Annotated in this window: 6 protein-coding genes; 3 read left to right on the top strand and 3 right to left on the bottom strand. The window is 63.8% G+C overall.

The features are described from left to right. Positions 1–52: 52 nt before the first annotated feature. Both B3C1_RS02220 and B3C1_RS02215 read right to left on the bottom strand, forming a co-directional pair. Positions 53–1,534 (bottom strand): serine hydrolase, encoded by a 1,482-nt coding sequence (locus B3C1_RS02220; protein ID WP_008482603.1) that lies wholly within the window; start codon positions 1,532–1,534, stop codon positions 53–55. Beyond that, positions 1,531–2,904, bottom strand: coding sequence for a Na+/H+ antiporter NhaC family protein (locus B3C1_RS02215; RefSeq protein WP_008482602.1), 1,374 nt, complete (start codon positions 2,902–2,904; stop codon positions 1,531–1,533). Before B3C1_RS02215 ends, B3C1_RS02220 begins: the two co-directional genes overlap by 4 nt. A 128-nt stretch (positions 2,905–3,032) precedes the next feature. On the opposite strand from B3C1_RS02215, the gene B3C1_RS02210 reads away from it, so the two are divergent. The 3 genes from B3C1_RS02210 (at position 3,033) to B3C1_RS02200 (ending at position 6,432) form a co-directional block, all read left to right on the top strand. Then, positions 3,033–3,776 (top strand): L,D-transpeptidase family protein, encoded by a 744-nt coding sequence (locus tag B3C1_RS02210; RefSeq protein ID WP_008482601.1) that lies wholly within the window; start codon positions 3,033–3,035, stop codon positions 3,774–3,776. Between the two features lie 17 nt (positions 3,777–3,793). After that, positions 3,794–4,624, top strand: a complete 831-nt coding sequence (locus tag B3C1_RS02205; RefSeq protein ID WP_008482600.1) for a MurR/RpiR family transcriptional regulator — start codon at positions 3,794–3,796, stop codon at positions 4,622–4,624. A 74-nt stretch (positions 4,625–4,698) separates the two neighbouring features. Next, positions 4,699–6,432: a potassium/proton antiporter gene (locus B3C1_RS02200; protein WP_008482599.1), complete on the top strand. Its 1,734-nt coding sequence runs from the start codon at positions 4,699–4,701 to the stop codon at positions 6,430–6,432. A 46-nt stretch (positions 6,433–6,478) separates the two neighbouring features. Here the strand turns inward: B3C1_RS02200 and B3C1_RS02195 are convergent, their stop codons facing one another. Further along, entirely contained in the window at positions 6,479–14,872 is an 8,394-nt protein-coding gene (locus tag B3C1_RS02195) for a tandem-95 repeat protein (RefSeq protein WP_008482597.1), read from the bottom strand. Between the last annotated feature and the right edge of the window lie 25 nt (positions 14,873–14,897).

The following is a 14,897-nucleotide window of genomic DNA, read 5'->3' as shown; positions in this document are numbered from 1 at the left end:
TTGGGGCGCGTTTTTTTATGGCTGACTGTCCCTTCGCAGCTGGCTGGGGGGCTCAAGGCTCGCGCTGAAGATCCAGGTCCCCAAAGTCGAAGCTGAAATCCACCTCAGGGCTGGCCGGGGCCAACTTCATATGACCGTCTTCAAACCAGAGGCTGGCATCCGCCTCCAGGGTGCGGTCTTGCCAGCGCAGCAGGTAGTAACCCTCTTGGGCCGGGTAAAGCACACCGCTCAGGCGCTCGGAGCGCTCCGACTGCCACAGCACCTTGTCGCCCTCGGCCTTAAGCTGCACCTTGCCGAACCAGGGGTCCTGCCAGGTGCCCAGCTGCGCCTTGAGCTGGGCCGGGGCCAGGGGTTGACCAGGATCGACGTCGACCTTGGCGCGTGCCTTGGTCTTGGTCACCGCCGGGTAACGGGCAAGCCAGGCCTTGCCGTCCCCACCCAGGGCCGATTTCAGGATGGCCCTGACCAGGGCGTCGCGGCCGTCTGAGCTGTCGGCATTCATCAACACCACCACCCCCAGCTGTTTCTCCGGCAGGAAAGCCACGGCGGCACGCATGCCGGCCAAGGTGCCGGTGTGGTGCACCAGCAACAAACCGTCCATGTCCTTCATCCGCCAGCCCAGGCCGTAGGCGGCAAAATGGCTGTTGTCCCACTGCCTGTCCCACTCCCCCACTGTCATCAGGGTTTGCGGCGTCCACAGGAAGTTATGCTGCCCTCGGCCCAACAAGGGACTCTTGCCCGCTTGGGCGGCCAGATGGAAGTCGAGCCATTTCATCATGGCCCCCAGGGAACAGCGGATCCCCCCGGCGGCGGCCGAGATCAGGCTGTGGTCGGCGGCGTCCGCCTTGGGCAAGCGCTCGATGCCCAGGTGGGGCCAGGCCAGCTGCGCCTTGTTGGCCGGCGGTACGGGGCCGGTAAAGCACTGGTCCATGCCAAGGGGCTTTAGCAGTCGTTGCTGTACCGCGTATTCCCAAGGCTGACCGGTGACCTTGGCGATCAACTCACCGGCCACCACGTACAGCAGGTTGTCGTAGGCGTAACTGCTGCGAAAGGAGCTGGCCGGTTTGAGGTGGCGCAGGTTATGGACCACCTCGGCACGGCTGAAACTGTTGGGCTCAGGCCAGAGCATCAGATCCCCCTGGCCCAGCCCCAAGCCGGAGTTGTGCACCAACAGATCCTTGACCTGCAACTGCTTTGTGACCCAGGGGTCGTACATGGCGAAGTCGGGCAGGTAGCGCACCACCGGGTCGTCCCAGGCCAATTTGCCCTGCTCTACCAGCAGCGCCAAGGTGGTGGTGGTAAAGGCCTTGGTGGTGGACGCTAGCTTGAACAAAGTCTGGCCGTCCACCTTATGGCCAGGCTGGGCCTCGCCGAAACTGCCCTGGTAGCGAAAATCTCCCTGAACCACCCCCACTGCCAGGCCGGGAATGGCAAAACGTTGTTGGGCCTGGCGTGCCAAAGCATCCAGAGACTCGCTATCCATGGCCTTGGCCGGCAACGCCAGCACGCCCACGAGCAACCAAAGTTTTTTCATATCATTACCAAGCCTGCCAGGAAATAAAGCACCAGGCTGATCCCCCCGGCCACCAGGGCGTAGGGCAGCTGAGTGCGGACGTGTTCAAGCAGGTCGCAGCCGGAGGCAATGCTGGACACCGCCGTGGTATCGGAAATCGGCGAGCAGTGGTCGCCGAAGATGCCGCCGCCAAGGATGGCCGCCAGCACCAGTTCCGGGGGCAGGCCCAGGCTTTGCACCAGGGGCATGCCAAGGGGGATAAGGATGGCGAAGGTGCCCCAACTGGTGCCTGTGGTAAAGGACATGGCCGCCCCGGCCAGGAACAGTACAGGGGCCACCAACACCAGGGGCAGGAAAGACCCGACCAGGCCGGCGATATAGGCACCGGTTCCCAAGGCCTTGAGGCTGGCCCCAAGGGCAATGGACAGCAGCACTATGGTCACCAGGGGCAGCAGTTCCCCCATGCCGCTAAAGCACAAGTCCATCAGCCGCTTGTGGCTGAAATCCTTGTTCCACACCAACAGCAGGTAGGCCACCAGTATGCCGCACAGGGTGGCATAGAGCATGGACAGAGAACCGTTGCCCTGGGTGATGTCGCCCTCGCCGCTCCACAGCATAAAGGCCGCCATGCCCCCTACCAGGGTCACCAGGGGCAGCACCATGTAGCGCACCTTGGTGGGGGCCACGCTGTGCATGCCGGCCAGGCCCTGGTCCAATTGCCGCTCACTTTCCTTCATGGGGCCAAACACCTTGCCGGTAAAGGCCACATAGAAGGCGATAGCCAGGGTCACCAGGGCATAGAAATTCAGGGGCACAGTGCCCCAAAGCACCTGCACCGCTCCCCCTTCCAGGGGGTAGTCGCTCAGCAGGGCCAGGATGTAAGCCCCCCAGCCGTTGAGCAGGATCAGGATACAGACCGGGGCCGAGGTGGAATCGATCAAATAAGCCAGTTGCGCCCGGCTCATCTTGAACTTGTCGAACAGGCCCCTGGCCAGGATGCCGGCGGTGAGCACCGACAGGTTGGACTCCACAAAGACCGCCACCCCGGTCAGCATGGTAATAAGCCGGGAACGGCGGGCCGTCTTGGCCAGGCCCTTGCCCCCCAGCCAGTCCACGGTGGCAGAGACGCCACCGGACTCACGGATCAGCGCCAAAAAGGCGCCGATCAGCACCGAGAACATCAACAGCTGCACATTGCCGGCCGAGCCGAACACCGCCACCACCCGGTCCACCCCGTTGATACCGGTTTGGCCCAGGCCGAACTGGCCGGCGGCCAACAGTTGCAGGCCCTCTGAGGAAAGGATGGCCAGCAGCAGGGCGCCGATAACGTCCTTTTTCCAGAAGACGAAGGCGATGGCCACCAGGGGCGGCACTATGGAATACCAATGCACGGTTCTTTCTCGCTGTTATCGGTGAGACCTCGGCCCATTGTTATCAAAAAGCAACCTAACTGAAAATAAATTATTCAATTAAGCAATTCCTGTGCGATAAAGTATTCACGCCCAGCCAAGGAGGCCCCATGCGCCACGTCCTGTTTGCCCTGCTCCTGGCCCACTGCAGTTTCCTGGCCAAGGGGGCGGCCACCCTGCCGGCCGACGCCACCCAGCTGGTCCTGGTCACCACCACTGACTGGCAGCAAAGCCAAGGCCAGCTGCAAACCTTTATTCGCCAGGACGGCCAATGGCTGCCCGGCCCCCTCAGTACCCCAGTCAGCCTTGGCCGCAGCGGCCTGGCTTGGGGTCTTGGCCTTTATCCCAGCCAGCCCCAAGCCCCCCAGAAAGTGGAAGGGGACGGCAAGACCCCGGCCGGCATCTTCAGCCTGGGCACGGCCTTTGGCTATGCCAGCCGGCTCGACAGCGCCCTGCCCTACCTGGCCAGCACCGCTGGCGATTACTGCATGGACGTGCCCGATTCCCCTTATTACAACCAATTGGTGAATGCCGATCGCCTGGGTAAAGCCGCCGTGGCCGGTTCCACCGAGCCCTTGCGGCTGGATTTGAAAACCCCGGGAGACATGCGCTACCAGCGGGCAATAGTGGTACACCACAACCCGGCCAACAGCCCCAATGCCGGCAGCTGTATTTTCCTGCACCAGTGGCGGGCCCAAGGGGTAACCACCTCCGGCTGCACCGCCATGGCCCCGGACGCCATGGCCGCCCTGGCCCGCTGGCTTGACCCGGCCAAGGCGCCGCTGCTGGTGGTGATGCCCAAGCCCGAATATCGCCGCCTGGCCAGCACCCTGGCCTTGCCAAGGCTGCCCTGACAAGGTCTAGTGGCATCATGAGCTGCCTATTGAAAATCAGCGCCATCCGGCACCAGTTGTCGGTCAGTGAAAAGAAGCTGGCCGACTTCATCCTCACCAATGCCCACCTGCTGCGGGACTATTCTTCGTCCCAGTTGGCCAGCGCCGTGGGGGTCAGCCAGTCGTCGGTGGTCAAGTTCAGCCAGAAGCTGGGCTACAGGGGCTACCCGGATCTGAAGCTGGCCATCAATGAGTCCATCGCCCGGGGCTTTCAGGGGGAATCGGCACCGGAGCCCCAGTCCACCCCCAACCCTGCCGGCCAACCCCTGACCCAGCTTAAGCAGGCGTTGCTGGCCCAGGTGGACGAGCTTAACGACCCCCGCCAGCAAAGGGCGGCGGCCCAAGCCCTGGCCAGCGCCCAGCGGGTGTTGGTGCTGGGCCAGGGCTTTTGCCAGTCGGTGGCGGCCGCCTGGGTGGACCGCCTGGCACTGCTGGGCCTGGCCAGCCAGAGCCCGGCCGACCCCCTGCTGCAATGGCAACTGTGTGCCCAGCTGGGCCCCGGCACCGTGCTTTTTGTCATCGCCATGGACAACGCCAGCCCAGAACTGCACAGGGCAGTGCGGCGGGCCAAGGCCCAGGGGGCCAAGGTGGTGGTATTGTGCCGCTACAACCTGGATAACCTCTGGGCCCACGCCGATATCCGCCTCTACTGCCTGGCGGGCAACCCACCCGAGGCCCTTAGCCTGCTGCTGGAACAAAGCGCCCAGCAGCACCTGCTCGATTGCCTCTTTTTGACCCTGCTGGAGGACAAGAGCCTGGCAGAGACCTTTCAACAATGCCGTAACGCATTGAAAACATTGGAGCCTTAGGGAGCGAACTGGCGCCTACCCCCTGCTCTGGGGTAAGGTAAAAGGGCCATCCATACCGCTACTAAGGACCGCCTTTGGACGCCACCACCATCAACAGCCTTTATGTCGTCGGCGCTATCTTGGTGGGGGCCAGTGTCCTGGTCAGTTCTCTTTCGTCACGGCTGGGTATTCCCATACTGGTGATCTTCCTGGCGGTGGGCATACTGGCCGGCGAAGACGGTCCCGGCGGTATCCATTTCGACAACTACCCTGTGGCTTACCTGGTCAGTAACCTGGCCCTGGCGGTGATCCTGCTGGACGGCGGTTTGCGCACCAGGGTGGCCACTTTCAGGGTGGCCCTGTGGCCGGCCTTGTCCCTGGCCACCCTGGGGGTGGCCATCACCACGGCCCTGACCGGGGTGGCTGCCGCCTACCTCTTTGACTTCAACTGGATGGAAGGACTGCTGGTGGGCGCCATAGTCGGCTCCACCGACGCGGCGGCGGTGTTTTCCCTGCTGGGGGGACGCAGCCTCAACCAGCGGGTCGGCGCTACCCTGGAAATCGAGTCCGGTTCCAACGACCCCATGGCGGTGTTCCTGACCGTCACCCTCATTGCCCTTATCGGCCAGGGCCAGGCCATGGGCCCGATGTTGCTGCTGAGCCTGGCCCAGCAATTTGGCCTGGGTATCGCCCTCGGCCTGTCAGGGGGCTGGGCACTGCATCACCTGGTCAACCGCTCCAACCTGGCTGCCGGGCTCTATCCCATCTTGGTGGTGAGCGGCGGCCTGCTGCTCTTTGCCATCACCAACGCCCTGGGGGGTAGCGGTATCCTGGCCATCTACCTGTGCGGCCTGTTCTTGGGCAACAGGGCCATTCGCAGCCGGGGCACAGTGCTGGCGGTGCTGGACGCCCTGGCCTGGCTGGCCCAAATCGGCATGTTCCTGGTGCTGGGGCTGTTGCTGACCCCCAGCGAACTGTTACCCATCGCCCTGCCCGGCCTGTTGCTGGCCCTGTGGATGATCCTGATCGCAAGACCGGTGGCGGTCTGGGCCAGCCTGGGCTTTTTCAAGAACTTCAAGGCCAGGGAACGCTGGTTTGTGTCCTGGGTGGGATTGCGGGGCGCCGTGCCCATCATACTGGCGGTGTTCCCCATGATGGCCGGGCTGGAACACGCCCAGGTCTTTTTCAACCTGGCCTTCTTCGTGGTACTGGTATCGTTGCTGCTGCAAGGCAGCACCCTGCCCCTGGCCACCCGCCTGGCCAAGGTGGAAGTACCGGCCAAGCCCTCGCCCATCTCCAGGGCAGGCCTGGAGATCTACCCCACCAGCCAGTGGGAACTGTTCGTCTACCACCTGGGCCAGGAAAAATGGTTTATCGACTCTCCCCTCAAGGAGCTGCAAATGCCGGCCGGCACCCGTATCGCCGCCCTGTTCCGGGGCCGACAGTTGCTGCACCCCAGCGGTAGCACCCGTCTCAAGGCCGGCGATATCCTCTGCGTGGTGGGTAAGGAAGAGCACCTGGGATCCCTCGGTACCCTGTTCAGCGAAGCCCCCAAGCGGGGCCTGGACAACAGTTTCTTCGGGGATTTCGTGCTGGACGGCTCAGCCCCCCTGGCGGACATCGCTCCCCTTTACGGCCTGATATTGGAGCCGGAACAGCAGCAGCTGACCCTGGCCCAGTTCCTGACCCAGTCCCTGGGGAACAAGGTGGTGGAAGGGGACCAGCTCCATTGGAACCAGTTGTTATGGACTGTGGTGGACCTGGAGGAAGGCCGTATCCACAAGGTGGGGGTCAAACTCAATCCCGAAGGGGCCGAAGCCACCGACTGATTAGCCCCATGAACCATAAAAAAGGCGCCCTTGGGCGCCTTTTTTATTAATGCCGGCGTCGCCGCCAGCCCAACCAGGCCAGCAGCACCAGGGCTCCACTTCCCAGACTGCCGCCGTGGCTGCGGTTTTCCACCCAGTAGGGGGCCCAGCCATCACTCACCTTGAACTCAACCTGGTTGTTGGCACTGTTGAGATCGCTGGCCGACCCATAGACCCTGGCCAGCAGCAGGCTGTTGGCCAGGTTCGGCTGAGCGGTCAGGGTCAAGGTCAGGCGCTGCTCAGCCCCTGAGGCCAGGCTGCCCAAGGGACAGAGCCACAGGTCGGCGTCCTGCACGCAGCTGGCCGGCATGCCGCTGACCACCAACGACGCCGGCAGTGACAGCACCAACAGGTTGTCGTTGGAACTGGCCGGGCCCAGGTTTTGCACCTTGAGCTGGTACTGGCTTTGATAGTCCTGGCCGCTGGGCTCCAGGGTGGCGCTCAGGGCCATATCGGCCTGGGGCCCCAACTGCTCCAGTATCGCCTTGCCGTCATAGATCACCAGGCTGCCGTCTTCGGTATTGGCCAGCAGTATGTCGGCCAGGCCGTCACCGTTGAGGTCGGCCACCAGGCCCAGGCTGTCCGGATGGAACAGGCTCTGGGACAGAGCTGTCCAGGTGCTGCCTTCATTGCGCAGCAACTGCCAGGCCCCGTTGTCATGCTGGGTCAGCAGATCCAGGTCACCGTCGCCGTCAAAGTCGGCCACCAGCAGATCCTGCACCGCTGCTTCCCCTACCTGGCTGTCCACCACGAAGTCATCACCCTGAGCCACCACCAGGGCCACACCGCCGCCACTGCCCTGTTGATCCGGGCCATAGCTGACCGCCACTTCAACCTGGCCGTCGCCGTCGAAGTCGGCCACCCGCAGGGTACGGATCTCCCCGGGCAACAAGGGCTCCGGCTCTGCCGCCGCAGGGCTGGCCTGGGCGCCGGCCTTGGCCAGCAGCAGCGACAGGTTGACCAACTGCAGGCGCTGGCCATTGCTGACCAGTATCCGGCCATCCGGCCAGAGGGCGAAGTCGCTCAGGCTAAAGGGCGTGCTCTGGGCCAAAGGCAGCGCCACGGTGCCGCCGTCATTCCCGCCGTAGAAGGTCAGGGCCGGTGCCCCCACCAGCAGATCCGGGTAGTCGTCGCCGTTGAGCTCGGCAACCCGCACCTTGTGGCCGTAGGCCAGGGTCTGCAAGGCGTTGAAGTGCAGGTCTCCCTGATTGAGGTAGAGGGTGGAGGCATCGCCGCTGGCGTTGATCACCACCAGGTCCTCCAGGCCATCCTGGTTCCAGTCCAACACCGCCAGATCGCGGGCGTCGCCGAGGTTGTCAATGGCGGCCTCGGCCACCAGGCTGTTGCCCTCGATGCGGTACAGGGTGACCCCTTCCCCAGCGGTCGTACCCACCACCAGGTAAGGCTGGTCGCCGTCCTGGAGCAGGGCCAGGGCGCTGGCCTTGGCGATCACCGCCGCCCTGTCACCCTGGGTCAGGGTGTCGGCGGTAATGGTGACGTCGGTGTTGAGGCTGGCCAGCAAGGCACCTTCACTGTCCTGCAGCTCCAGATGGACCAGCTGGTCACCCTGGTTGGCGGTGCTGACCGGCAGGGTCCACTGGGCCTGGGCGTCCACCGCCAGGTTCAGGGGGCAACGCTGGGTGTCGCCGCTGAGGCTGCACCCGGCCAGGGCCGACATACTGCCGCCCTGCAGGCGGATCACCAGGCTGGCGTCGGCCAGGGCAGGACCCATCTCATGCTGGGCACTGATCATCAGGCGCAGGGGCTTACCGACCCGGGCCGGCAGGCCTACCCAACGCCGGCTCAGGCTGACCATGGCGGTATCGGCCTCGGTCACCGTCAGCACAAAGGATTGGGTCGCCTGTAACTGGCCGTCGCTGGCTACCAGGCTGATGTTGTGGTCACCCAAAGCGTCCAGGGGCGCGGTACCGGCCAGCAGGTTACCGCTCAGGGTCAGCCAAGACGGTGCCTGGGTCAGGCTAAGGCTGACACTGCTGTCCGGATCTTCCACCTCCACCTGATAAGCCAGGCTGGCGCCGACGGCCAGGGTCAAAGGCGCCTGGCTGGTAAAGCGGGGGGCGTCGTTGACCGGTGCCAAGGTGAAGGTCACCTGGCCCTGGGTTTCGCCGCCCTGGCCGTCACTCAACCGGTACTGGAAGCTATCGCTGGTGCCTTCGCTGCCGTCATGCTGGTAGCTGAAGCTGCCGTCGGCGGCCAGGTTGAAGGCACTGGCATGGGCCGGCCCAGCAAGCAGGGTGACGGTCAGGCTGTCGTTATCGGGGTCAGACGCCACCGACAACACCCCCTGGGCCGCCGCCACCACCAGCAGCCCGCCTTCGTCCAAGTTGAAGCCCAGGTTCCCAGCCACAGGGGCGTCGTTGACATTGAGCACCTGGATACTGAAGGCCGGCAGGCTGGCCTGAGCCTGGCCGTCGCTGACGCTGATCTGGATAGCGCTGTAATTGCCCACATCGGCATTGCCCGGCACACCGCTGAGGCTGCCGGTAGCGGTATCGAAGCTGGCCCAGCCTGGTTTGTTCTGAATGCTGAACATCAGGCTGTCGCCGTCGGCGTCACTGGCCTGGGGCTGGAACTGGTAGCTTGCACCCTGGGCCACCTGGGTAGCCGGGCTGCCGCTGATTTGCGGCGCACTGTTGGGGTTGAACACCTCTATGGTCAGGGCTACTTCGTTGGAGGCCAGGCCGTCGTTATCCAGGGCCACATATCGCAGGCTGTCCTGGCCGACAAAGTCGGTATTGGGGGTGTATCGCACCCGCCCGGCACCCAGCAGCTGCAAGGCACCCTGGGCAGGGGCCTGGCGGATGTCGATAGCCACCACGGCCCCGTCACCGTCGCTGTCGTTGGCCAACAGGTCCAGTTCGGCATTGGTGTTCATCGCCAGGGTCAGGCTGTCGGCCTGGGCCACCGGCACCTGCCCCACCTTACGAACCTGAATGTCGACCCAGGCCGGATTGGACAGGTCACCCTGATCGTCCATCACCTGGTAGCGCAGCCTGTCCACCCCATAGAAGCCAGCGGCCGGGGTGTAGGTGATGATGGCGGTACCCGGAGTGGCGGTGCCGTGTTCCGGGTTCTGGACCACCACTATGCTGTCGCTGTCCAGGCTGCCGTCCAGGTCGCTGTCGTTGAGCAGCACCCCTATGGCAATGGGCTGGTCCTGGTTGGTCTGTGCCAGATCGCTGTTGGCCAAAGGCGGCTGATTGGGGGCCGCCGCCACCAGGTTGACGGTGACCGGCGCCGACCAGGCCCCCAGGCTGTCTTGCAGCCGGTACTGGAAGCTGTCGCTGACCGGGCTGCCGCTGGGCTGGTAACGGACCAGGCGGCCATTGAAGCTGATACCGCCACTGGCAGGGGCGCCAGTGAACTGGATGGTCAGGTCCGCCAGGGCGTTGTCCACGTCGCTGTCGTTACCCAGCACGTTGATATCCAGGGCGTCACTGCCGCTGAGCACCACCGTATCGGGCTGGGCAACAGGGGCATCGTTGACCGGGTTGACAGTGAGGCTGACGGTGGCCGCCGCCGACGTCAGGCCCTGATCGTCCTCCACCCGGTACAGGAAGCTGTCGGCACCGTTGTAGTCTGCATCAGGGGTGTAGAGGAACTGGTTGCTGCTCAAGGCCAGGGTGCCGTGAACTGGCCCCTGCACTACCACAGGCACCAGGCCGCTGCCGCTGTCGTTGGCCAGGATATCAACCAAGGTGGGGGTGTCTTCGTCCAGGCTGGCAGCGTCAGCCACCGCCAGGGGCGCTGCGCCGTCCAGCACCTGCAGGGTGAGGATGGCGTCGTTGGACAGGACACCCTGGGTGTCGGCCACCCGGTATTGGAGGCTCACCTGCCCTTGCCAGCCGCTAGGGGCCTGGTAGCGGATCTGGCCGGCTTCGACACTGGCCTGGCCTTGCAGGGGGCCGGAGCTTATCACCAGAGAATCCGGGTCCAGGCTGTCGCCGCTGTCCACTTCCAGGTCGTTGGCCAGCACGTCCACCAGCAGGCTGGCGCCACCGGCCAGGCTGGCGGCGTCGTCCAGGGCGCGGGGGGCATCGTTGACGGCCGCTATGGCCAGGGTCACGGTGGCAATGTTGCTGAGCACCCCGAAGGTGTCCTGCACCTGGTAGGCAAAGCTGTCAGCGCCGTTGTAGTCGGGGTCTGGGCTATAGGTCAGCACCCCGGTGCCGGTATTGAGGGAAAGGCTGCCGTGGGACGGCGCCGTACTGATAGTCAAGCTGGCACCGTTGAGGCGGCCCCTGACCACAGTATCGTTGGCCAATACCGGCAGCTGCTTGGCCTGGTCTTCGGTCAGGCTATAGCTGTCGGCCAGGGCCTGGGGGTCGGCGTTGCGGGCGGTAAAGCTCAGCACAGTGCCGCCGGCAAAGGGGTTGCCCGCCAGATCGGTGACTGCCTCGGCGCCCAGGGTCAGTTCATGCACCAAGTCCGGCACCAGGCTGTTGGTGAGGTTTAAGGTCAGGGTGCTGCCACTGACCTCCACATCGCCGCCGTTGGCGGCGCCGCTGAACACCACTGTGCTGTCCGACGCGGTCAGGGCCAGGCCGTTGTCGCCGCTGGCTCCCGCCGCTACCGCCTCGTTGAAGCTCAGGCTAGGGGCAACCCCCAGGGCCACATCGGTGGCCCCATCCGCCGGGGCGCTGCTTTGCAGGGTCGGCGCTACCGTGTCCTTGGTGATACTGACCGTCGCCGCTGTGCCAGCGTTTCCGGCAGTGTCGGTCAGCACCAGCGTCAAACTCAAGGTGCCATCAGCAAAGGAGCTGAGATCCAAGCTGTTCAAGGTCAGGCTGGTACCGGTTAGGGTACCGCTGCGACTGATATTGTCGGCTCCATTACTGATGCTGAGCTGATAACTGGCACCAATCTCGCCACCGCTGATGGTGACAGACTGGGCCGCCTGGTTGGCAATATTGACAAAGCCAGCACCAAAGCTGGCGCTATAGCCTGTAGGCGGGGTGCTGTCTTTAATTACCGTGTCGCTGGCAGCTGTACCGCTGTTACCCGCCTCATCGGTGAGCGTTAAGCTGTAGGTCAGGGTGCCGTCAGCCAGGCCACTGAGACCCAAGCCGGTGATCTGCTGGTTAGCCGCGCTCACAGCACCGCTGGCCAGCACCGGGGAACCGCCGCCGCTGCTGGAGACGGTCAGTTGGTATTGGGCCCCCACTTCAGCGCCAGACAGGGTCACCGAAGCGGCTCCCTGGTTGGCGGCGTTAATGGGGCTTTGGTCCGCCACCAGGGAATAACCGCCGGGGGCAGTGCTGTCGATGGTCAAAGCCAGGGCCGGGGAAGGCGCCGACTCGTTGCCGGATGAATCCAGTTGTACGGCGGTCAGGCTCTGGCTACCGTCGGCCAGGGTACTGGTGGTCAAGCTCCAGTTGCCGCCAGCATCGCTGGTGGTGGTGCCCACTGTGCCGCCGGTGTTTTTCACCCGCACTGTGGCGCTGGCAGCAGCAGTGCCGGTTAAAGTCGGGGTGTTGTCCTTGGTAATGCCGTCCCCCGGGGTACCGCTGTCGGAGCCAGCGGCCAGCACGGGAGCCGAAGGAGCAACCGGTGGCTGGTTGTCGACGCTGGCATTGCTGCTGTCGACCGCCAGGACGCTGTTGCCGGCGTTGTCGGTAACGGTGACAGTCACATTGAGGTTGCTGCCTTCCACGCTGCCGGCCACCAGGGTGTAGGTGGCGGTCCAGGTATTGCCGCTGTTGCTGGCCGCCACGCTGCTGCCACCAAACTGGGAGAAGTCCACGGTCACGGCACTGAGGCCGTCGCTGTTGTTGTCACCGCTAGCTGTGTTATCCCAGGTGGCGGTGATGGTGTCGCCAACGATGAAGGTGCCGCCGCTGCCGCTGGCCCCACCGATGCTGATGCGGCCGTCGGTGACAACCGGGGCTTGGTTATCCACCGTGGCATTGCTGGTGTCGGCTGTGGTGGTGGTACCTGAGCCGTTGGCTGCCGATACGCTGACATTACGGCTAACTGCATCGATACTGCCCGCAGGCAACAGGTAGGTGGCGGTCCAGATGTCGCCACTGTTGCTGGCCGCCACACTGCTACCGCCGCCGAACTGGCTGAAATCCACGGTGACCGCCGTGACGCCGCTGTTGTTGTCGCCAGTGCCGCTGTTGTCCCATTGGGCGGTAACGGTGTCGCCTATCTTGTAAGCGCCGCCGATACCGCTGCCGCCACTGACACTGATATTGGCGTCGGTGACCCTGGGGCCAGCCAGGGAGGTAATGGTGGTAGAAGTGGCGCTCGTCAAACCACCGGAAGAGGCCCTCAAGGCCAGGCTTTCGCTGGGTCCGGTATTGGTATATTGCAGGGCCAAGTTGGTAAAGGTGGCGCTGCCGGTACCTGGGGTCAGGGTGACGGTGACACTGTTGCCGTCGCCATCACCGGTGCCGCTAAGGGTGTTAATGCTGCCGTCCAAAACCCCGTCGTTGGGGTCGGTGACCGACAACACTATGTCGGTGCTGTAGCCCGTATCGAGGGTGTCATTGGCATCCACCGCCTGCACCACAGGCACTGTGCTGAAGTTGGTCAGCGCGCCGCTGATGATGCTGATTGGGGCTGGCTCGGTGCTGAATAGCAGTTTGGTGGCCACCACATCGGCAGTAATGCTGTTGGCGGTGGCATCGGTCAGGCCGCCACCGGCGGCGGTCAGGGTAAAGCTTTCCTGGTCGGCAGAGGCGGTATAGGTAATGCCGCTGAAAGTGGCGATACCATTGATGGCGGCCAGGGTGGTGGTGCCGCTCAGGCTGCCGGCACTGGCTTCGGTGAGGGTGATATTGCCGGTAAAGCTGGCGTCGGTGTTGCCAAAATCGTCCTGTGCCCGCACCACGGGCTGGGTGGTGAGGGCGCTACCGGATACCGAACCGGCCGGCTGGGTGGTAAAGGCCAGCAGGGTGGCGTCGATGGCCGTTGCCAGGCCGGCGCCGTTATCAATGGCCGAAGTGGTGCCCATCTGGGTACCAGAGCTGCCCACTGTCAGATCGGTATCGCCATCAATGCTCAGCAAAAAGCGGTTACCGTCGGTCAGGCCGGTGTTGTCGTTGAAATAACCGCTGATGGCGTAGTTTTCGCTGCTGCCGTCCGCTATCGAAATGCTAACCGGAAAAGTCAGCACGTCGGTGGCGCCGTCGTAGCTACCGGCCACAAAGACGGCGTCCGGGCCGCTGAGGCGCCAGGTGATCTTGCTGCGATCGGCATCGGTGCTGGGGCCACTGACATGGACCCGTACCTCGCTAACGTTCAGGGCCAAGCCATCGCCGGCGCCGCCGTCAAGAAGGGTGAAGTCCAGCACATTGACCGCCTCGGCCGGGCTGTCAGCGGTACTGGCGATCTGGGTAGCTTCAGGAACGCCGCCGCCGATAAGGTTACCGCTGCTGTCACCGCTGACCACTGCCGCCGACACCGTGATGTCGTCAACATAGATATCCAAATCGCTGCTGGTAATGTGCAGGGAATCGATATCATTAAAGGCGGTATTACCTGAGAGGTTTACAACACCACTAGAGGCCGAAGTGGACCCCACTTCAGCGCCATTCTTATAGGCACGAAGGGTTACTGTGGCATCCCCCGCTCCGGTTGCAAGCAGCAGGGAGTCGAGCTTGAATTCCGAGCCATCAGCACTGCTGATCCGCGCTTCGGTCACTTCACCTGGGTTCTGGTTATAAAAATACAGCCAGTATGTACCGCTCGGAGAAATACCGTCGGCGCTGTTCAAGTTCGTGATTTGGAGTGGCTGAATGCCCCCATTGCTGTTGTTGCTGTAGAAAACAAAGGAGTCGCCCAACTGCGTATTGTTATCGTAGGTGGGCCGGGCAGGGGTACACCCCCCTGCGCAAATACCCTCAAAGTTCTCATTGGTTACGGCCAAGAGCACCGGCAATCGGGACAGCAAGGTACTGTCTACCGGGCTTCCCTTGCCATACTCCAGAACCAGGTCACCCCCCAGCGAGGCCGGGCCAGTGGCATTGGTTGAGGCCAGCACCGGCCTGCCCAGGCCCTTGGCCAGGGCGTCTACCAGCAGGTGGCCGTCACCCGCAGCCAGGCCACAGCCCCAGAGTTCCAACTGGGCATCTGCTGCCAGTTGCTGGCGCCAGGGCGCCAAAAAGCCCGGGTTGTCGTTAAGATAAGCCAGATCCAGCTTCTCGCCGCCCAGCTCCAAAGCGCCTGGCTCCCCGTGGCTAACCAGGCTGACCCTGTCCCAAGCCTTGCCGGCCAAGGCGCCGGGCAGGTCGTCCAGAGAATTGACCAAGCGCAGCTCGGCATCTGCCGGCAGCACCAACTGGGATGCCAGCTTGGCATCGGCCAGCACCAAGGTGCCGGCATTGGCGTTAAAGGCCAGTATCCATCCCAACAACAGCCAAGCCAGCTGGCGCATAACGGCTTCCTCATCGACCTGTTAG

Origin of the sequence: Gallaecimonas xiamenensis 3-C-1 (assembly GCF_000299915.1) — a bacterium.
Lineage (GTDB): Bacteria > Pseudomonadota > Gammaproteobacteria > Enterobacterales > Gallaecimonadaceae > Gallaecimonas > Gallaecimonas xiamenensis.
Note: the sequence above shows the minus strand (reverse complement) of the source record. Positions and strands in the feature narration are given on the sequence as shown.

What these genes read in the sequence shown, in the direction of transcription:
- B3C1_RS02220 (WP_008482603.1), bottom strand. Translation starts at nt 1,534, where the DNA reads ATGAAAAAACTTTGGTTGCTCGTGGGCGTGCTGGCGTTGCCGGCCAAG.
- B3C1_RS02210 (WP_008482601.1), top strand. Translation starts at nt 3,033, where the DNA reads ATGCGCCACGTCCTGTTTGCCCTGCTCCTGGCCCACTGCAGTTTCCTG.
- B3C1_RS02205 (WP_008482600.1), top strand. Translation starts at nt 3,794, where the DNA reads ATGAGCTGCCTATTGAAAATCAGCGCCATCCGGCACCAGTTGTCGGTC.
- B3C1_RS02195 (WP_008482597.1), bottom strand. Translation starts at nt 14,872, where the DNA reads ATGCGCCAGCTGGCTTGGCTGTTGTTGGGATGGATACTGGCCTTTAAC.